At 61.3% G+C, this 20,207-nt stretch carries 9 protein-coding genes; 5 read left to right on the plus strand and 4 right to left on the minus strand.

Going from position 1 to position 20,207, the window contains the following annotated elements:
* Positions 1-469 precede the first annotated feature (469 nt).
* Complete coding sequence (locus C7S18_RS24370) at positions 470-802, plus strand: hypothetical protein (RefSeq protein ID WP_170113018.1); 333 nt, start codon at positions 470-472, stop codon at positions 800-802.
* Between the two features lie 482 nt (positions 803-1,284).
* Positions 1,285-6,030 (plus strand): tetratricopeptide repeat protein, encoded by a 4,746-nt coding sequence (locus C7S18_RS00140; protein WP_106889626.1) that lies wholly within the window; start codon positions 1,285-1,287, stop codon positions 6,028-6,030.
* A gap of 199 nt (positions 6,031-6,229) precedes the next feature.
* Here the strand turns inward: C7S18_RS00140 and C7S18_RS00145 are convergent, their stop codons facing one another.
* Complete coding sequence (locus tag C7S18_RS00145; RefSeq protein WP_146151685.1) at positions 6,230-6,502, minus strand: transposase; 273 nt, start codon at positions 6,500-6,502, stop codon at positions 6,230-6,232.
* 723 nt (positions 6,503-7,225) lie between these two features.
* The gene (locus C7S18_RS00150) at positions 7,226-12,031 is read right to left on the minus strand and encodes an Ig-like domain-containing protein (protein ID WP_170113019.1); all 4,806 of its coding nucleotides are present in this window, start codon (positions 12,029-12,031) and stop codon (positions 7,226-7,228) included.
* A 527-nt stretch (positions 12,032-12,558) separates the two neighbouring features.
* Here C7S18_RS00150 and C7S18_RS00155 point away from each other — a divergent pair.
* Genes C7S18_RS00155 through C7S18_RS25230 form a run of 3 tightly spaced genes read left to right on the plus strand, consistent with a single transcriptional unit; the run spans position 12,559 to position 13,594 of the window.
* The gene (locus C7S18_RS00155) at positions 12,559-12,816 is read left to right on the plus strand and encodes a type II toxin-antitoxin system Phd/YefM family antitoxin (RefSeq protein ID WP_106889629.1); all 258 of its coding nucleotides are present in this window, start codon (positions 12,559-12,561) and stop codon (positions 12,814-12,816) included.
* On the plus strand, positions 12,804-13,193 hold the full coding sequence (locus tag C7S18_RS00160; RefSeq protein WP_240623954.1) for a type II toxin-antitoxin system RelE/ParE family toxin: 390 nt from the start codon (positions 12,804-12,806) through the stop codon (positions 13,191-13,193). The genes C7S18_RS00155 and C7S18_RS00160 overlap by 13 nt, the downstream gene beginning before the upstream one ends.
* A complete protein-coding gene (locus C7S18_RS25230) occupies positions 13,190-13,594 on the plus strand; it encodes an Imm50 family immunity protein (protein ID WP_106889630.1) in 405 nt (134 codons plus the stop codon). The genes C7S18_RS00160 and C7S18_RS25230 overlap by 4 nt, the downstream gene beginning before the upstream one ends.
* A gap of 763 nt (positions 13,595-14,357) precedes the next feature.
* On the opposite strand, the gene C7S18_RS00170 is transcribed toward C7S18_RS25230, so the two are convergent.
* Together C7S18_RS00170 and C7S18_RS24110 are read right to left on the minus strand one after the other, a co-directional pair.
* Positions 14,358-15,002: a hypothetical protein gene (locus C7S18_RS00170; protein ID WP_106889631.1), complete on the minus strand. Its 645-nt coding sequence runs from the start codon at positions 15,000-15,002 to the stop codon at positions 14,358-14,360.
* A 10-nt stretch (positions 15,003-15,012) separates the two neighbouring features.
* Positions 15,013-19,809, minus strand: a complete 4,797-nt coding sequence (locus C7S18_RS24110) for a PKD domain-containing protein (RefSeq protein WP_206207951.1) — start codon at positions 19,807-19,809, stop codon at positions 15,013-15,015.
* Between the last annotated feature and the right edge of the window lie 398 nt (positions 19,810-20,207).

Raw genomic sequence — 20,207 nt, forward strand, 5'->3', positions numbered from 1 at the left:
CCCGTCGAGCCAAGGTCAACCAGACACGCACCGATTCTCTGAGCGAGGTACTGGAAAGGCGCCAATCCCGACTTCTGAAAATGGCCTCAGAGATGTCGGTTTGTGTCCACAATCGCTTTGCCGCACCATCGTCTGCTGAGCGGGTGTGTGTCGATTATCGGCGGTTTCCGGTATTGCCCTACGTGCCACCGCCGAATCGCTTGCGCTCAGTCACCGGAAGAAGCAAGATCGAGGTCACTTCCTCTAAAGCTGCGTTAGGCGTCAGATGAGACTCCCAGGGATATTGTCGCTGATTGCACTGGCTTCGTTGGATGCGACTGCGTGCTCCTATCCTGAGCCGCCGCCGTTCTCAGAAGCGCTCTCCGGCGCAACGTCGGTGTTCGTTTTCCGTGTCGAAGGAACTCAACTCAAGCGAAAGGATCTCCCAGGAGAAGCCTACTCGGAGTGGGTTGAAGCAAGCATCCGTGTCGTGGAAACATTGAAGGGCACACCGAGCGTTGCGCGCGTGGTCTCGTTCTCCACGGGGCGGTGCGGCGGTCTCCGCCTAGACTCTGGCCACTACTTCCTTGCCGCGGTTGCTATCAACGCCTCGCGAATTGCTTTGATGCCGGCCGACCAGTCTGTAGTCGATATCACCGACGAATATGCGGAGGGCGATCCTGAGGCAACCGACAATGCGGGCTTCATTCCCGTCGTTCGGCACGCCATCGCAGGCGCTCCGCTACCGCCTGGCTTTCCGTCGCCGTCACTCGTGCATCGCTCGCTGCAGGTCGGTGCACCACCCACCCCATGCGATCGGTAGCAGTCTGCGCTGCGGTTCAACTGTTTACTCGACTGGACCTGCGTGGGGAAACGCTTCGTTGAAACTGACCACGAGTCAGACAGGACGCCGAGTCAAACAGGACACGCGCGAACCAAACTAGCGACTGCGTATGAGTCGGTGCGTGTCAGCATCAGCCCTCCCGGGTGATTTGGTGCGTGTCCGCAACCAGCTGTGGACATGTTGCCGTCTAACCACTCGCTCGAGCGTACGCGTGAGTGAGAGGGCAGAAAGCGGACACGCACTAGTAAAATCCGCGACACAAAGTGCTTTGGCGCGTGTCCGCAATTTGATGACAACTCCTTGGGCGTCATCTCGTCGACCAGACGGCGCCCCGCGGTGAGGAAAGATCGCCCATGAACGACCTTGCGCACCGTGTGTGCAGACATCTAGAATTATTCGAACCTGCTTGAAGCATGCGGCAGCTGGCGGGCTAGGACCGAAGGCTTGAGGGTGCCACCGCCATGACGATTCCACCGGCTCGCTGCGATCTCCCGAGAAGGGAGCGCATAGATGTACTGCTGCTGACTGCGGTGAAGGACGAGCGCGACGTACTGTTGCGCGTTGAATCGGACTGGGAAGAGAGCGCTGATTCAAGCGGTTTTACCGTCCATTTCCGTCGCGATCACGGCGGACTCCATTGGGCGCTCGCGCGTGCAGTGGACATGGGCCCGGAATTTGCCTCGAACGTATGTACAAGGCTAGTAACGGAACTGCGACCGCGCTGCGTTGCGATGGCGGGAGTTTGCGCAGGGTGGCGCAAGGAGCTAAAGCTCGGCGATGTTGTCGTGGCTGAGCGCTTGTTTCGGTATGACGCCGGTAAGTTGCACGCGTTTCAAGAAGGCGGTGCGCGCAAGGAGGAAGTGTTTCAGGATATACGTACCTACAACATTGACGCACGTTGGCGGCAGAAGGCCGAGGATTTCCCGAACGCTAAGTGGGCGGGAACGATCCGGTCGGCTCGACCCCAGGACTATGATGCGCAGGAATCCTGGCTCCTATTGGCACTGGATGCCCATGCTCGTCAACTTCGTGCGCACCCTCGGGATCTTGCGGATCGTAAAGAGCGGTGTCCAGACTGGACCAAAGTTGTCGAACGCCTTGAAAAGCGCAAGCTCGTTACATTGGACGTAGCGCTTCGCCTCACTGAAGCAGGCAGGGCTCGCGTTCAGGCAGATCGAGACCGATTTCCTGACGGGCCCCCTGCAGCGCGTGCGGAGCCTGTCTCACGTGTTGCGCCAATGGCGACCGGCAGCCGCGTCGTAGAAGACGCCGAGCTATTCCCGACTTTACACCGTTTCGTGCGAAAGACGCTCGGGGTGGACATGGAAGGATCCGCGGTTGCAGCTGTGGCCGAAATCGAATCAGTAGAGCACTGCCTTGTAGTGAAGGGCGTGCAAGATCACGCTGACTCTGACAAAGACGACCGATTTCGTGAGTACGCCATTGAGGCATCTTACCGATTCCTGGTTGCCTTTCTGAGGTACAGCCTCGAGCCCGCGCGGGTTGCCTCGCCCTTCGTCGTACCGCAGTTGGGCCAGGTGAGCTTTACGGGTAGACAAGAAGAGCTTCGGGCTCTCGAGCAGACGCTTCTCGGCAACGCCACCGGGAAGATCTGCACTATCGCGGGCTTGAGCGGATCCGGAGGTATCGGCAAGAGCGCGCTCGCTGTTCGCTTTGCGGACGTCCATCGTGCCCGCTTTCCGGACGGCGTCGTCGGTCTACGCGTGGACGGCAAGCATGTGGATGCCGTCGCACGAGAGTTCGCGCGCACCGTCGGGGAGCAGATTGACCGGGAGGATGATCGCGACGCTGCGGCGATCATGCAATCGATCTTCGCTGACCGGGCAATGCTTCTCATCTTCGACAACGCCGAGGATGCCGCTGTGCGACGGCTCGTCCCCGGAGGACGCTGCGCTGTCATCGTCACAACGCGTGATCGTGGCTTGCCGGTGGCGCTCGACGTTCCGGTGGAAGCCCGCATCGATGTGCCGCCTCTACCGGTCGACGAGGCCGTTGCATTGTTGCGTCGTTTGGTGGGTCCACGCGTTGACGCTGAGTCCAGTGCAGCGCTCCGCCTCGTAGGTGTTGTCGGGGCCATGCCGCTCGCGCTCCAGATTGTGTGCGCGACGCTGCAGATCGAGCCCTGGCGCACGCTCGAGAGCCTCGCCGAAATGCTGGAGGTCGAACGGGAGCGGTTGTCGAATCTGAAAATTCGCGGCGACCAACACCTCGACGTCCGCGTGTCGTTCACCGCAAGCTTGCGGCTGCTACGCACCGAGGAGATCGATTTCTTTGCCTGCCTGGGTTCTTGCGCTGCGGACGGTTTCTCGCCGACCACCGCCGGCGCCGTTGCCGGGGGAAACGCGTCACGAGTCTCCGAGCGGTTGGGCTACTTGCATCGGCTATCCCTTCTCAATCGTCCTCAGAGCACGTCCGAAAGGTTCGTCCTTCATCCTTTGTTACGCGACTTCGCCCGTGAACTGGCAGTAGAGCGTGGGTTGCATGATGACGCCGTGGAGCGCCATGCCTGCCACTTTGCCGAGTTGATTGAGGCGCTCGATCCCTGGGACTGGTTGGCCGTTTCGCGTTTTCCTGAGGAAGATATGGACGATGCGCTCCTGGCAGCGCAATGGATTGTCAAGCGCAAGGGAGCAAGCCAACGGTTCCTGATTCGGTTGCAGCCGCTCTTGGTGCGCGGCGGCTACTGGCTCGAGGCCGTACAACTAATCACGGACGCGCTTGAGATCACCCAAGCCAGTGAAAGCAGTGATTCGGTCATCCAACTGCGGATCCAGCAGGCAAAGTTCCTTCAATTGAGAGGTGACTTCCACGGTGCCGAGGCAGCCCTTAGGCCAGTCATGGACGAGGTCGTGGCGCAGTCGCTCGCCCCGCGCCTCGAAGCGATGGCGCTTAACAGTTTGGCTGGAGTGTTGCAGCGACAGGGCAAGTTCGACGACGCGGCCGATGCGTTCAGGAGGAGCCACGAGCTACTGAAGGCGCAGGGCGACGAACGCGGTCAGGCCATGGTCCTCAACAGTCTGGGCGGGGTGTTGCAGCGGCAGGGCAAGTTCGACGAGGCGGCCGACGCGCTGAAGCAGAGCGCCGAACTGGAGGATCGGATCGGCAATGAGCGAGGGCGTGGAATGGTCCTCAATAGCCTGGGCGGGGTGTTGCAGCGGCAGGGCAAGTTCGACGAGGCGGCCGACGCGCTGAAGCAGAGCGCCGAACTGGAGGATCGGATCGGCAATGAGCGAGGGCGTGGAATGGTCCTCAATAGCCTGGGCGGGGTGTTGCAGCGGCAGGGCAAGTTCGACGACGCGGCCGATGCGTTCCGCCGCAGCATGACCATCTCGGAGCAGCTGAAGGACGAGCGAGGCCTCGCGATGGTCCTCAACAGCCTGGGCGGGGTGTTGCAGCGGCAGGGCAAGTTCGACGACGCGGCCGATGCGTTCCGCCGCAGCATGACCATCTCGGAGCAACTGAAGGACGAGCGAGGCCTCGCGATGGTCCTCAACAGCCTGGGCGGGGCGTTGCAGCGTCAGGGCAAGTTCGACGACGCGGCCGATGCGTTCCGCCGCAGCATGACCATCTCGGAGCAACTGAAGGACGAGCGAGGCCTCGCGATGGTCCTCAACAGCCTGGGCGGGGTGTTGCAGCGTCAGGGCAAGTTCGACGACGCGGCCGATGCGTTCCGCCGCAGCATGACCATCTCGGAGCAACTGAAGGACGAGCGAAGCCTCGCGATGGCCCTTAACAGCCTGGGCGGGGTATTGCAGCGTCAGGGCAAGTTCGACGACGCGGCCGATGCGTTCCGCCGCAGTGTGGCCATTGGTGAGCACCTCGACGACCGGCGTCACTTAGCTATGGTCCTCAACAGCCTGGGCGGGGTATTGCAGCGTCAGGGCAAGTTCGACGACGCGGCCGATGCGTTCCGCCGGAGCATGACCATCTCGGAGCAACTGAAGGACGAGCGAGGCCTCGTGATGGTCCTCAACAGCCTGGGCGGGGTTTTGCAGCGGCAGGGCAAGTTCGACGACGCGGCCGATGCGTTCCGCCGCAGCATGACCATCTCGGAGCAACTGAAGGACGAGCTAAGCCTCGCGATGGTCCTCAACAGCCTGGGCGGGGTATTGCAGCGTCAGGGCAAGTTCGACGACGCGGCCGATGCGTTCCGCCGCAGCATGACCATCTCGGAGCAACTGAAGGACGAGCGAGGCCTCGCGATGGTCCTCAACAGCCTGGGCGGGGTGTTGCAGCGTCAGGGCAAGTTCGACGACGCGGCCGATGCGTTCCGCCGCAGCATGACCATCTCGGAGCTACTGAAGGACGAGCGAAGCCTCGCGATGGCCCTTAACAGCCTGGGCGGGGTATTGCAGCGTCAGGGCAAGTTCGGCGACGCGGCCGATGCGTTTCGCCGCAGTGTGGCCATTGGTGAGCACCTCGACGACCGGCGTCACTTAGCGATGGCCCTTAACAGCCTGGGCGGGGTATTGCAGCGTCAGGGCAAGTTTCACGAGGCGGCCGATGCGCTCAGGAGGAGCCACGAACTACTGACGACGCAGCGCGACGAGCGCGGTCAGGCGATGGTCCTCAATAGCCTAGGCGGAGTGTTGCAGAGACTGGGATCGATCGCGGAATCGGACGCCGCCTTCCGCCAGAGCATCGAAATCGGCGAGCGGCTTCGAGATAGCCGACATCTGGCAAAGGCGAGGACTGCATTCGGCAAAGCACTAGTGACGCGCGGCGTATTGAGTGCCGCAATAGAGCAACTTAAACTTGGCCTCGAGTTAGATCTTGCCGCAAGCAGCGCACAGGGCCTCGCCATCGTCGCCCCAATCCTTGTTGACACCTTACGCAGAACCGGGGCTGTAGCCGAGGCAGCGGAGGTCATCCGACGCGCCCTGGCGGTGGCTCCGGGGCATCCAGCACTGCAGAAGCTCAGCGAGCCCGCAAGCGACAGCGGCTTGGCCCTGCAAAGCAGCGCAGCGGAGTTGACTGGTCGCATCAAGAGGTTGCTCAGCCCGCTAGGTCGTCCCCGATTCGGATTCATCACCATTGATGGCGGCACCGAGGACATCTACTTTCGCGAGCCCCCAATTCCGCCGGATATCTATGCTCAACTCTCGCACGGTACACGCGTCGCAGCAACGGTTACCAACACCTCTCGGGGCAAGCAGGCTATCAGCCTACGGATTCTGCCCGATTGACTCCATCTCTCGGCAATGTTTGGTCGGACCGCCTAATACGAACTCACTGTTGTGCGAAAGCATCCCGTGTCTCGCCGTTGACATTCCTGAGTCGGCTGCGATGCATGGATCGAATGGACACACATCAATTTCCGGCCACGAAAAGCGGACACGTACTAGATCAAACTGCGAATCCCAGTGCATTGGTGCGAGTTCGCCATTAGTCTAGCTTGGCGTCGTCGGTGATCGCGAAGAACAGAGCGTTGTCGCGGCACGCCGGTTCAATAGCGAACGAGCTCACGAGTCCCTGGGAGTAAACTAGCAGCACTGCCTTGAACAGCATCGACGGCGAATGCGCGGTCGTTCCGGTCAGGTCGTTCCGATCGTGCAAGTCGAATCCTCGCAAATCCTGTGCATCAACCAGATGGTGCATCGTATGGGAAAACGAACTAGGGAGGGTCTGAACAAGTCCATCCTGGACTTTCAGACCCACACCGAGTCCGGCACATGTCCGGACTCGGTGCTCCAGAATCAAGCACTTGCGCGCTTGATTCTGGGCAGGCCATCCATGGCCTGCGTCGCCTCTGAACTTGTTCAGAGGCTCCCTAGGTGCCAGCTGATCCTCCAGCATCACCGGCAACAGCTTAGGGTTCATATCGACATACTAGTAGCTCGCCACCGCCGACTCCTTTGCGCTTGAGCACCGAAGGAAAGCAAAATGCGGACACGCACTTGAACAAGCTGCGAAGCCAAGGTCGTTGTTGCGTGTCCGTGGTTTGTCTCGGTGCCGCCCGAGCAATGGGCGCAATCCTTGTAGTTTGTCGCCAGCAAAGCGTTCGCAGACTCAACTCAATTGCAAAGAATGACTCAGCTGCTCGCCGCTCGCCACTCGGCTGCGTTTCGTTGCCAGAGATAAGATCAAGAAACGGGACACGCACTAGATCAAGCCATGACGCCCAGTGCGTTGGCGCGTGTCCGCCTTTGCGCCTCTGGTCGGTGTGTGTCCGCGATGGCCTTCTGGTCGGCGTATGTCCGCGATGGCCCCGTGACGAGGTTCAGCCTCGGATACCGCGCGATTTGATGATTCCCGCCAGAGCCCGCCGCGCTTGCTCAGACTTCGATGCAAAGGACTGTGTCAGCGTTGGTCCAGGCGAAAGCGGCCGGTGCCGACGGATTGCGCCGCGCGGCAGGTCGGCCCTGTTGCCGACCCGCCCAATCAATGCACCAGACCCCACTCGCTATACGTCAGCTTGCAGCCTTTTTCAAAGTCGATGCCCGCGTGCATCAGGTCTTTGGTGTCGGCTGTTGTATCCGGAAGGTCTGCGAGTAAGTGACCCAGTTCGTGAGCGGTGATGAGGTTGACGTTGGATTCCTTGTCGTCTCCGATCCAGGCTTCCTTGCGCTCGAACTTTGTCAGTGCCACTGGGCGCCCGTATTTCATGATGTAGTAGATGTTGTAGTCGGCGCTTGCATCGTAAGCGGACGCCCGCAGTGCATCAACTTCGGCGAAACTGTTGCCGGGGGTCGGAGGGTCATCCAGAGCGCCGTCACGATCCAGATCGAAGTTCACGGTTCTACTATTCATGCTCAGGGTGAAATGCACATTCGCCTGCTTTCCCCAGATGTCGGAATTCAAGTACTGCTGCAGCGAACTTTGGTTGGGGGCATCGGTGGGCACAAGGTTGATGTTGTTCGCGACGGTTTGGCACACGCCATTCGGGCCAGAGTCGATTGCCGTTGCACCGGCAACATCATCACCGGCCGCATTCGCCGTGTCACGGAATCCATTCGGACCTGCACCCACGCAGGCGCTGTGAGGCAAACCCTGATGTTGTGGGATCACCGGGTCGTCGTCGCCAATTCGCGGCGTATCGCAGATGCCGTCGCCGCCGCTGTACACCGTCTCAGGAATGGCAGGCGGACCGTCCGAGCCCGGGAACAACACATCAGTGTTTGGGACTTGAGCGTCGATACGCCTATTGTTGCCACCGCGCAGGCAAAGTTGGTTGGGTACCCCGCGATTGACGGGAATGGGCTGGGTGTCGTCGTTCTCTTCGGTGATCACATGGAGACTGACGTGCTTGTCGATTCTGTCCTTCACCATCACTTTGAAGCTTCCGAAGTTGCCGCTCAGCCCCTTCATGGATTCGATCTCGGTGTCGCCCACCGCAACGCCAGTGACGGTGAGCTCCTGTGGCGATGCTGCTGCAGTGTCAGGACTGACCGTGGCGAAGCCGGTATTGGCGCTTCTGAACTCGACATCGGTGGCGACTTCCGTCGGGTCAATCGCCGCATCGGTCTTGTTCGTACTGCCGAGCGGAACGAACAGCCAAGGCGGCTTCGGCACATCATCGAAGCCTTCGCACGGACGTTGTTGCGAGTACTTCACTTCGACCAGCGCCACCTCGATCGTGTCCGAGGCGCCAGCACAACAGGAGCCGCAGGTGAGCGTGGCCCTCACAGTGTAGGATTGCGGACCGGTATAGGACTCGTTCGCCACTGGGCCTTCTGCTGTCTTGCCAGTTCCCAACGTCCAGGTGGTCATGGGGGTCGGACAGTTGCCGCTGGCCGTGCTCGAGAAGGCCACTGGTATCGCGCCGCCTGCTTCGGGTTGGGGCAGGAAGAGATCTGCGGTTTCGCCATTGGCGCGAATCTCGATCGCCGCTGGTTCCGTCCCCTCTCCGAATCCGGAAGGACAGCGCACCGGGCATTGGTTGTCACCATCATTCGGTAGCGGCGGCGGCGGACCACCGCCACCCCAGCCGGCTTTCGAGATTCCTGAACCTGGGTCGCTGATGATCTGCGTCGCATCTTCGCTCACCGTGCCATGGCCCATGGGCACAAACGTGGCCAGATCGTGATCCCACTGGAAAATCGGCAGCGTTCGGCCTGGCGCCAGCCCTTCGGTATTCGGGATATGAACCTCGATCGGCGGATCGAAGCGGGTATTGGTCGGCTGGATGGTCCAGCCGATGCCGGCGAACTGGCCGGCAGTGCCCAAGGGCACCATGGGCAGACGGTCGGCATGGACGGCATTTACGACCAGCGGGCCCTCGCGGCTACCATCCGGAAAGGTCACGCTGTTGGCGCGCACGCGCATCGAGAAGCCTTCGAATCCTGGCATGGTCAGCACGACGTCCTGGTTGCCGCCGACCGTTACCGCACGGCCGATCGACACCGGCGGCAGATAGATCGGATGCGGCAACTGATTCTGCTGGCCTTGCACGATCGGCATCTCGAAATGCAGCGCCGGATACTCGTGCGCGACACCGCCGCGGCTGAACTGGACCAGACGGCCATCGACGAACAGATCGATCTTGCCCGGCGGCACCTGATCGGCGAACCGGAAGCTGCCATCGGCGGCACTCAATACGCTCAACGGTGTTCGGTCGATCGACAGGCGAACGCCAGCAATCGGAGTGCCATCGTGGTCCATGACTGTGCCGCCGAGGCCGGTAGGTCCATTCGACCGCTGTAATGACATGAGCTGGAACGTGCTTGTTGCAATGTCCGTGTCGGGCACGCTTGCCCGAATCTGGATCAAGCCTGGACTCGCGCCCGTTTGCGGTCGAACCGTTGCCACGCCATGGCGATCGGTCTGCACGGCAATTGCTCGACCCTGCTCGCTGATGCTTCCCGACGTTGCCGAGCGTGCATCGAAACGGGCATCGCCATCGGTCACCTGGAAAGTGACCGTCGTGTCGGCAATCGGATTGCCGTGAGCATCCAGTGCCTGCGCCATCAAGGCTTCGACGGGGCGACTGTCGGTGCCGACGAATTGCATGCCGGCGGTTCCATACAAGCCGAGACGCGTTGGTGCTCCGGCTTCTGCACTAGCCACAAACACCACGTCTTCGGCCATACCGTCACCACGCACGCGCAGTACATCGCTGCCGGGGCGAGCATCCTCGCCCAACGTCCACCAGACCCGCGCCAGGCCCTCAGCATCCGTCAGCAAGCTGAGATTGCGTGCCGGGTTCAAGCCATCGGGACGATTCGGCTGCGGACCCGCGCGCAGCGAACCGCTGCCGCGCAGCAGATCGATCTGCAGCGGGTGGTCGGGCAAGGGCTCGCCTTCGGCATTGAGCGCTTGAATCTCCAAAGCGCGCGGCAATTCGGTGCCGGCTGGTGCACTTTGACGATCTCCGGAAACCGCAACGATCCGACGCGCTCCTACGGCGGTGCGTACCACCACGAGTTCCTGCTCACGCAGATTGCCGAGCGCGTCGCGAGCACTCGCCTTCAAGAGATTGCGACCCACAACCAGAGGTACCTCTGCGGCCAGGAAGCCTTGGTTGGCGACGCTTGCCTCAACACCGGAAGCCAGACTCAGATTGTCGACCCGCACGCTCATCTGAGCGGCGCCGGCGCGTCCTTCGACCGCGTCGTTGACGATGCCGCGCACATCGATTCGCTGCAGCGATGTGATTGCAGACGGTGCTGGCGATTCGACTGTCAGCACCGGTGCCGTCTGATCGACATAAACCGTGATCTGGGTGCCACTGGCCCGACCGTGGGCATCCATGGCTTGCGCATTCAGCAGATTGGTGCCTTCATGCAGGAAGAAGTTCGGAAACGTGAAGCTGCGCCCATCGGGCGACAGCTGTGCGGCCTGCTGATTGATCTGCACCGAGCTCACCGCGGACGACGTGCGACCGCTCACGATTACCGGTCGGGCCACCTGCCCGGTCAGATCGAGCGCACCGCCGGCTACGGGCGTATTCGGGCTCGAGGCCGGCCCAAGGATCGACCAGTCCAGAGGCGTGTCGATCACCACTTCGGCAACCGGCTGGTAAGTCACCGGAATTTCCAGCGTGCGCGACTCGCCGCTCGCGAACTGCGCCTCAGCCGTGATCGTGTTTGGGCCAGGTACTAAGGCGAACGACCGACCGTAAATGCGCAGGCCCTGCTCTTCACGCACTGATATTGGCGGCAACCCGTTCAAGCGAACCTTTAGCGGATGTCCGGGGCTGGGCGTCGACGCAACCAGAACCTCGACCAAGGCCAGCGGTTCGATCTGCACGGCGCCCGCAGCCGGGCTGACACGCTCGAGTCGATACAAGCGCTCCTGGTCAATCGTGAAACCGGTCAAGGCCAGCTCGCGGACGCCGTTGCCCGAGCGCGCGTAAGCTCGCAGTTGGTAAAAGCCCTGCGCAGGTGCTTCGGCAAAGGTATAGCGCAGCAGCACATCGCCGGGGCCGGCTTGCTCAACGGTGAACCGCGCAGTGATGTCTTCAGATTCCAAGAAGACCTGGATGTCCTGCGCTGCCAATGATCCACGGCTAACCGATGCCCGCAGCACGATCTCCGGGCGACTGCCGAAGGGCAACACGGTCGCAGCGGGCGACTCGAACACGAGTTGCGGTCGTGGCCCAATCAGAAATGCCCACCCGGCGCGCGTGACATTGCCAGCCAGATCGTAGACTTCCAATGTTGCCTCGCGCTGCCCGTCAGGCAATATCGCCGGCGGCTGCAAGGTGAATGAGAAGGCGGTGAGCTGCGCTTGCGCGGTGACATCGACGCCATCGAGCAGCAGGCGAGTTCGACTTGGATCGACACCGGCACCAAGGTCACTGAAACGGCCGCTCAGCGTCGGTGCGCTCGGCCCGTCGGGCACATCTCCCTGCGGCTGCAGGTCAACGACTTGCGGCGGGCTGCGCAGCGTGAACGACCAAGTCAAAGTATTGCTGCCATGACGGACCTCAGCCTGGTGGGTCGCTTCGCTGAGCACCGTTGGTGGCGACCAGACAATGCCACTGGCGCTCACCGTCGATTCCTCCGTACGTTCGATGCCGTCGACAAACAGGCGCCAACCGGAAGCCGGCAAAGACCCGCTACTGAGTTGCGCCCCGATCGGTGGCCGCGCGTCTGCCGGCAGCAATGCATCCCGTTCCGGCGACGGCACCGCCAGAAACAGAGCGTCCAGCGGTTCGAAACTGGAACTGAAAATCAGATCTGCAAAGACAAGCCCGGGCAGCAGGAAGCCAAACAGTACGCAGAACACCCTGCCAAGGCGGAGCATCCGTGTCGAGTTTCTGTTTCGAACGGTGTTTTGATCCATGAGTGCGACCGCCTGTCTGCGTGGATGCTTCGAACTTGGCCGGCGGCGAATCAAAAATCTCGAGCCAGCTCGACATCTCACGCGGAATTCGAACAGGCAAAATGCGCAGAAAGGCTCCGTAGGATGGAAGATATTACCTTTTGTCACATGCGGCGAAAGCCAGCAAATCAGGACAGCCAGCAAAACAGGACATGCACCAAGTCTAGGCACCGTTCGATCAGTCGGCTGGGTTGTGGCGGCCAACCTACGAAAGAACCGGACACGGCAAGAACCGGACACGCACAAATTCTCAGGACCGCCAAATCAGTCCGGCGGGTTCTGTCGGGCAACTAGATGCGCACCTGCGCTCCAACGGATAGGCATCCAGCGGACAGCCGTGTGCTAGCTTGGCCGACACAACCGTTCGCGGAACGCTGCAGCGTAGTCCAGGCGCTTGCGCCGTTGGACGAAGGATTGCAGCGCCTGCAGTGACACTTTAGTCTCACTACATGCGTACTGAACTCGTTACGACCCTCAAGCGCCAAGCCACCGAGCACCTGTCCGATCTGGAGCGGGATAAGGAGCCGATTTTGATTACCCAGCATGGCGTGCCCAGCGCGTATCTCGTTGATGTTGAGAGCTTTGCGCGTCTGCAGCAGCGTACGATCGTCCTTGAAGGTATCGCCAGGGGTGAAATGGCCATTGCCGAGGGCAGGGTGGTGACCCATGAACGGGCCAAGGCTCGAATGGCACGATGGCTCAAGTAGTCTGGAACGAGCCAGCGCTCCACGACCTGGACGCCATTGCCGACTACATCGGCATCGAGAACCCGATGGCCGCTGCCGAGTTGGTGAAACGGGTGTTCGCGGATGTTGAGCAACTCAGGGCTCACCCAGAGAGCGACAGTCGGCCTCAAGAGATAAAGCGCTCCCGCGACCGCCAGATCATTGCGCCTCCTGCAGGGTCTTCTATCGCTATGACGGTAAGAAGGTCTTTGTGCTGTTTGTCATGCGTTCAGAGCGATTGCTTCGGAAGCGCGTGCTTCAATCACGAGAGTGAGCAGAAACAGCCAACCATTCGCTGCAAGTGCGACAGCCCTGACGGACCGTGGTCTGAGGTCAACATTAGGCGGCTAAACCCGTGAACGTTCCCACGCAGATTCAAAATTATGAGGCGGTCGTCGACTTCTTCGGGTCTTGGCCATCATTCCACGACGCGAATGTTGTCGCGTACGACGCGGATGTGGATTCGATCAAGTTGACGCTACACACATGGCGGATCACAAACCAAGTCGATGCAAACGGCTACTTGGTATTGCGGCATCACGCTCTGGTGTCCTTTCGATTCAGCGGACTTCATGATGTCCAGATGGACGCGTTTAATTCGCGAAACATCCTGTCCAGTTTGGAGATCTCGCCTTGCTCCGACAGAGGCTCGTGCCGCGTCGAGCTTGATTCCGTCATGGACCTGTCAGGGTCGTTCTCAGCCAAATCAGGTGAGATTGTTTCCGTGATCCCGTGTGATTCCGACGGCGTGGTTGCCTGACAGATCGTTGGATCGGTCCTGTGAAGGATGGACTTCCAAGCTAAGGAGCCTTTGAACAAGTTCAGAGGCGACGCGGGCCATGGATGGCCCGCCCAGAATCAAGCACGCAAGTGCTTGATTCTGGGCCCTGAGTCCGGACATGTGCCGGACTCAGGGCGGCCTGTGCCTCGACAGCCAATCGAAGCGTGCCAAGTTCAGAAACCTATGTGGCACCGTCCGGCGCTATAGTTCTGCGTGTCCGAACAACGAAGGTCGAGGCTACCGACTACTTCCCGGGTGTATGTGCACCCGACGAGCTTTGCATTCCACAACGCTTTTGGTATCGATACCGAGCTGATGTCGTTGAAGTTCTCCGTGGAACGTGGGAACAGGGCAATGTCCAATTCGCAAACGTGCAGCACGCATACTTCGTCGACGCTGTCGTTCGCGATTGCTACGTGGTCCTGGTTCCCGCATCTGATGACGTTCGCGATAAGGTGGGAGTAGCGTTTGTCGTTGACAGGTTATTCTCGCGACGGTTCGAACGCGACAAGCGCATCATTCGCGCTCTTCGCGCTGGTGGCTAACAATGCAATCGCAAATCGATTGGACACACACCAATTCTTGGTGCCGCCCGAGTAATGGGCGCAATCCTCGTAGTTTGTCGCCAGTCCAGCGTTCGCAGGCTCATCTCAATTGCAAAGGAAGACCTAGTTGCTCGCCGCTCGCCACTCGGCTGCGTGTCGTCGCCAGAGTAGAATTGCTGGCCAGTGATGGCAGCTGGTCAGCGATAAGCCGCGCCATGCTCGGCCCACCAGGCCTTCCAGCGTTCGACGTGCGCCTCGTCGTATGTGATCCACTGCATGTCCAAACGAGGTGCCGTCGGATCGGTCACCAGACGCGACAGAAGAATGACGGCAAGGAATCTCGGCGCGGCGATGGCAACATCGGAATCCATGCGGCCATCGGCCCCAATCGGCCGGCCGCCGGGCATCGGATTGTCGAGCTGCTCGATCGCAGCCCGGATCATGTCGTTGCCGCCGATCTCGGCAGCGTCCTCAAATGCGTTGAGCGATTTGTATCGGTTTGATCCCGCGAAGTCATTGATGATGGCGGATCGGCTTTGCGCGTCGCCGAGTGCGGCGAGGGACTTCTGGAGATATCGATGCCGCGACGGGTCGTAGGTGTCGCCGAGCGCTTCGGGCAGTTGTCGGCGCAGGGATTCGATCAGCGTCTGCTCGATGCCCCGCGACGAAGTGCGCAGGGCCACCAGATCGCCGCGTCTTGCGTCCGCTTCGGCCGCCTCCAGTGCTGCGTTTGCTGGCGGTGCCGCGGCAAAAGCAGCAGAACTCGATGCCATGGCAATGGCAACACCGACACCGAGCAGAATGTCGAGACACCGGAATCCAGTTTGATTCGATCGTGGCATGTTCGGTCTCCTAGGGATTGGCTTGGTTCCATTCCGTCTGCGGAATACGGCACCCGGACAGTCCATCGATCCACTTGTTCATGAGGTCGCGGTTGTCGGTGAGTGTATCGGGCAGATTGCCGAGAAGGTGGCCCAACTCGTGGGACGTGATGACATAGACGGATGCGGTCTTGCTGTCGCCGATCCACGATTCTCCGCGAGGCCGTTCGGCAAGTGCTACCGGATATTCGTAGTTCCTCACGAAGTAGACGTTGTAATCGGCGCTTGTATCCTGCGCCGCCGCCCTCAGCGCATCCACTTCCACCCAGGTTGCGGAGACCAGGTAGGGATCGGCCAGTTTGCCATTTCGGTCCAGATCGAAGTTCACGTTCTGGCTACGCGCCGACACGGTGAAGTGGACATTGGTCTGTTTGCCCCAATAGTCGTTGTTCAGGTGATTCTGCAGGGTCGCTGCATTCGGAACCTGTGTCGGCACCAGATTCGTCGTGTTAGCGGCCGTCTCGCATTTGCCGTTCGGCCCTGAATCGACACCGGTGGACGAACCGCTCGCGACATCGTCACCCAGCAACGCAAGCACCACGGTATCGCGAAAGCCGTTTGCTCCGACGCCGACGCAGCTACCGCTCGGTTGACCATTGCCAACCGGCAGCACCTGGACGTCATCGCCACTGCCCGTCGAGTTGCAGATTCCATCCGGTCCCGTGTGCACGGTCGCTGCGGTCGGGGGTGGCCCGGGAACACCCGGGACCAGAACATCGTCGCCGGTGACCGTGCCGTCCACGGTCAGGTTCGTCCCGCCGCGCAGACACAACTGGTTCGGGATTCCCCTGCCAACGGGAATGGTTTGTACGTCATCGTTCTCTTCGGTGATGGCATGGATGGTCACGCGCTTCGTAATGCGGTCCTTGACCGCCACCTTGAAGGAGCCGAACGTGCTGCTCGTGCCATTCTTCGACTCGATTTCAGTATCGCCCTTGGCAACACCCGTGACCGTAACAACCTGCGGCGACGCGCTGGCCGTCGCCGGGGACACGGTCGCAAAGCCAGTGTTGAGGCTCTTGAAGTCGACGTCTGTGGCCGCAGTCGATGGGTCAATCGTGGCATCCGCCGTGTTCGTGCGGCCAGTTGCTACCAGCAGCCAGGGGGGCGAAGGCTTACCGTCGAAGCCGTCACACGCGGTCGATCGAGCGTACTTCACCTCGATGACCGCGACCCGGATCGTGTCGGATGCGCCGGCGCAACACGCGCCGCAAGTCAGCGTAGCGTTCACGTTGAAGTCGCCGGGTCCGGAGTAGTTGTGCGTGACCGAAGCGCCGGTGAGCGTCGTGCCATCGCCCATCGTCCAGGTGATGGTTTGCGTCGGGCAGGTGCCCGTTACCGACGACGTGAATGCGACGCTCGTGGTGCCGCCCGCCGCCGGTTGTGGCAGGAACTGGTCGGTCGTATTGCCATTCGCGCTGATCGTGATGGCCGCCGCCGTGGCCCGTCCATCGATGCCGCTCGGGCACCGCACCGGACATTGGTTGTCACCGTCGTTCGGCGGCGGTGGTGGCGGACCACCACCGCCCCAGCCCGCTTTCGAAATACCCGATCCCGGGTCACTCACGATCTGCGTGCCGTCCTCGTTAACGGTGCCATGGCCCATCGGCACGAACACGGCCAGGTCATGGTCCCACTGGAAGATCGGGAGCGTGCGACCCGGCGCCAAGCCTTCGGTGTTCGGAATGCGCACCTCGATCGGCGGATCGAAGCGCGTATTCGTGGGTTGAATTGTCCAGCCGATTCCGGCGAATTGCCCGGCCGTGCCGAGCGGCACCATCGGCAGACGATCGGCGTTCACTGCGTTGACGACGATGGGCCCCTGTCGCGTGCCATCCGGGAACGTCACACTGTTGGCGCGCACACGCATCGAGAATCCTTCGAATCCCGGCATGGTCACGTCGACATCCTGATTCCCGCCGACCACGGTGGCGCGACCGATCGACACGGCCGGCAGATAGATCGGATGCGGCAACTGATTCTGCTGGCCCTGCACAATCGGCATCTCGAAATGCAGCGCCGGATACTCATGGGCGATGCCATCGCGCAGGAACTGCACGAGTCGACCGTCCACGAACAGATCGATCTTGCCGGGAGGTACCTGCTCCGGAAACTGGAATGTGCCGTCTGCCCCGGTCAACAGGCTCAGCGGTGTGCGATCAATCGACAGCCGCACGCCGGCAATGGGCGTGCCGTCATGATCCATGACAACGCCGCCGAGGGACGTCGGTCCACTCTTGCGCGCCAGGGACGCCAGTTGGAATGTCGCGCTGGCCGTTGGCAGGTCCGCTAGCGTCGCGTCGATCCGGATGGCACCCGCGGTCATGCCGGTCGACGGGCGAACCGTAGCCACGCCCAGGCGATCGGTGCGGATGTCGATGGCTTGGCCATTGTCGCGAAGGATCCCCTGAGGTGCCGAACGTGCGTCGAACTTGGCATCGCCTTGGCCAACTCGAAATGTCACGAGGGCCTCGCTGACTGGGTTGCCGTGCGCGTCGATCGCCTGGGCCATCAGTGCCTCGACCGGCGTGCTGTTGGTTGCCACGAATTGCGTGCCGGCGGTTCCGTACAGGCCGAGCGAGACCGCTGGGCCCGTCAACGCCGTGGCCGTGAAGACCACATCCTCGGCCATGGCGTCACCCCTGAAACGAACAGCATCGCTTGCGGGACGCGTGTCATGACCCAGCGTCAACCAGACGCGCGCCAGGCCGTCTTCGTTCGTGACCAGCGTCAGGTTGCGGGCCGGCGTGACGCCGTCCGGTCGATCCGCTTGTGCGCTGCTGCGGATTGCGCCGCTGCCGCGAAGGACATCAACTTGAATCGGGTGGCCGGCAATCGGCGCGCCTTCGGCATCGAGTGCCTGCACGTCGAACGATCGCGGAAGTTCGCTTCGCGCCGCGCCCGATTGCCCATCGCCTGAGACAGCAACGATCCGGTTTGCACCGACAGCAGTCCGGATCACGTCGATCGATTGTTCGCGAACGTTGCCGACGGCATCCTGAGCGCGCACCCTCACTACGTTGCGGCCAATGGCAAGTGGTACGTTCGTCCCGAGGAATCCGAGGTTCGATACGGTGGCGTCAACCCCCGCGCCGAGCGTCATGTTGTCGATGCGGACTGTCGGTTGGGGTGCGCCGGCGCGACCTTCGACTGCATCGTTCACGATGCCGCGAACATCAATGTCCTGTCCCGAAGTGATCGCTTCTGGTACCGGTGTTTCGACCGTGATCAATGGTGCGGTCTGGTCGACATAGACCGTGATCTGCGCTGTGCTCGTGCGATCGAAGGCATCGGTCGCGACTGCGCTCAGCAGGTTCGTGCCTTCATGCAGAAAAAAATTCGGAAACGTGTAGCCAAGACCATCCGGGTCCAACTGTGCAGCTTGCTGATTGACCAGGACCGACACGACCGGTGATGTGGCGCGCCCCGAAACGACCACGGCACGGGCAACGTGACCAGTCAGGTCAAGAGCACCACCAGCCGCCGGCGCGCCGACACTTTGTGCGGGCCCGAGAATCGACCAGTCGGCAGGCGCGTCGATCGTCAATGAAGCTGCGGGTCCGAAAACGATCGGAATGTCGAGTGTCCGCGTCACGCTGTCAGGGAACGTGGCCATGGCCGCGATCGTGTTCGTTCCGGCGACCAGCGGAACTTCCCGCCCGTAAATGCGAACGTCATGTTCCGTTCGTACCGACGTGGGCGGCAGGCCAGCAATCCGGACTTCGGTGGGATGCCCCTCGGTCGAACCCGCAAGAACTTCGACAAACGCACGTGGTTCAATGATCGACGCACTTGGGTTTGGCGACACGCGCTCGAGACGGTACTCGCGAACCCTGTCGATCGTGAATCCGTGGACGGCTGTCATGCGGATTCCGTTCGCGGTCTCAAGCGTCGCATGGAGACGATAGTGACCGGGCGCCGGTGCCGATGCAAACACATGACGCACCAGCAACGCGCTCGGCCCATCAGGCTCGATCGACGAGGAACCGGTGATATCGACGGCGTCCAGGTACAGTCGGATGGCCTCTGGCGCAATGGCGCCGCGTGAAATCGACGCGCGCAGACGAATCTCCGGCACGCTGTCTGGAGCAAGGATCAAAGACGCAGGCGACTCAAAGACAAAAATCGGTCTGGGTCCGAACAGGAACGCCCAGCCCTCTCGATGTTCGTTGCCGGCGAGATCGTAGACTTCCAGGGTTACCTGATGTTGGCCATCCGAAGGCGCTGATGCAGGTTGGTAGGTGAATGCACTGGGAGTTACCTCGGCCAGCGAGGTCACATCGGCGCCATCGAGCAGGATGCGTGTCCGTGCGACGTCGATGCCGGAACCGATGTCGCCGAACGCCCCACGGATGACCGGAGGTGTCGTGCCATCCTGGACATCACCCTGAGGGTGCAGGTCGGCGACGTGCGGTGGGGTTCGCAAAACGAACGACCAAGCCAACATTTCGGAGCCATATCGGACTTCTGCGGTATGTGCGGCCTCCGTGAGTGCCGATGCAGGCGTCCACTCGATCCCGGTCTCGCTGGCGGTTGCAGCGCTGGTTCGGTCGACGCCATCGACGATCAGTCGCCACCCGGCGGCGGGTAGTGTGCCCTCACTCAAGCGTGCGCCGACGGTCGGCTGTGACAAGGCGGGCAGCACGGTATCGCGTGCGGGCATCGGATCGGCAAAGTGGAGCGTGCCCAAGGGCTCGAACCCCGACTTGAAAATCAATTCCGCGGAGACACCGAGTGAGGTGAGCGCCAGGATCAGCAACGCACCCAATCTTGTCCCGAACCGGGCAAGGGACTGTCCCAAGGCTCGTGTGGCGGAAGCTGCGTCTTTGAGTGGACGAATTCCAGATGCTCGGTTCGTTGTTTTCATGCGGCGAGTGAGCCCAAGTTTGAGAATGTTCGTTCAGGCGAATGCGCCGGACTCAACGTCGAGCCGCGTCGCCCGAAGAATATATGAGTGTACCCCTCGTAACTCGAGATTTCGTGCTCTGAACGATCAGTCGTAGACGAGAATTCGAACCGAGTTCCGGCTTGGACCCGCATCGAGAGCGGTGACGCAGAATTGCGCAGAACTGGATGCAGGGGTGGCGACGAACGCTTCCGGCATTCATGTGTTGCGGCCCCAGGGGGGCCTCTGACGAGCCGTCGAAGAGCCGGGCATAAGCTTTG

Origin of the sequence: Ahniella affigens, assembly GCF_003015185.1 — a bacterium.
Classification (GTDB): Bacteria; Pseudomonadota; Gammaproteobacteria; order Xanthomonadales; family Ahniellaceae; genus Ahniella; species Ahniella affigens.

Excerpts from the sequence above, each read along its gene's own strand:
- C7S18_RS00140 (WP_106889626.1), top strand. The coding sequence starts at position 1,285 with ATGACGATTCCACCGGCTCGCTGCGATCTCCCGAGAAGGGAGCGCATA.
- C7S18_RS00150 (WP_170113019.1), bottom strand. The coding sequence starts at position 12,031 with ATGCTCCGCCTTGGCAGGGTGTTCTGCGTACTGTTTGGCTTCCTGCTG.
- C7S18_RS00155 (WP_106889629.1), top strand. The coding sequence starts at position 12,559 with ATGCGTACTGAACTCGTTACGACCCTCAAGCGCCAAGCCACCGAGCAC.
- C7S18_RS00160 (WP_240623954.1), top strand. The coding sequence starts at position 12,804 with ATGGCTCAAGTAGTCTGGAACGAGCCAGCGCTCCACGACCTGGACGCC.
- C7S18_RS00170 (WP_106889631.1), bottom strand. The coding sequence starts at position 15,002 with ATGCCACGATCGAATCAAACTGGATTCCGGTGTCTCGACATTCTGCTC.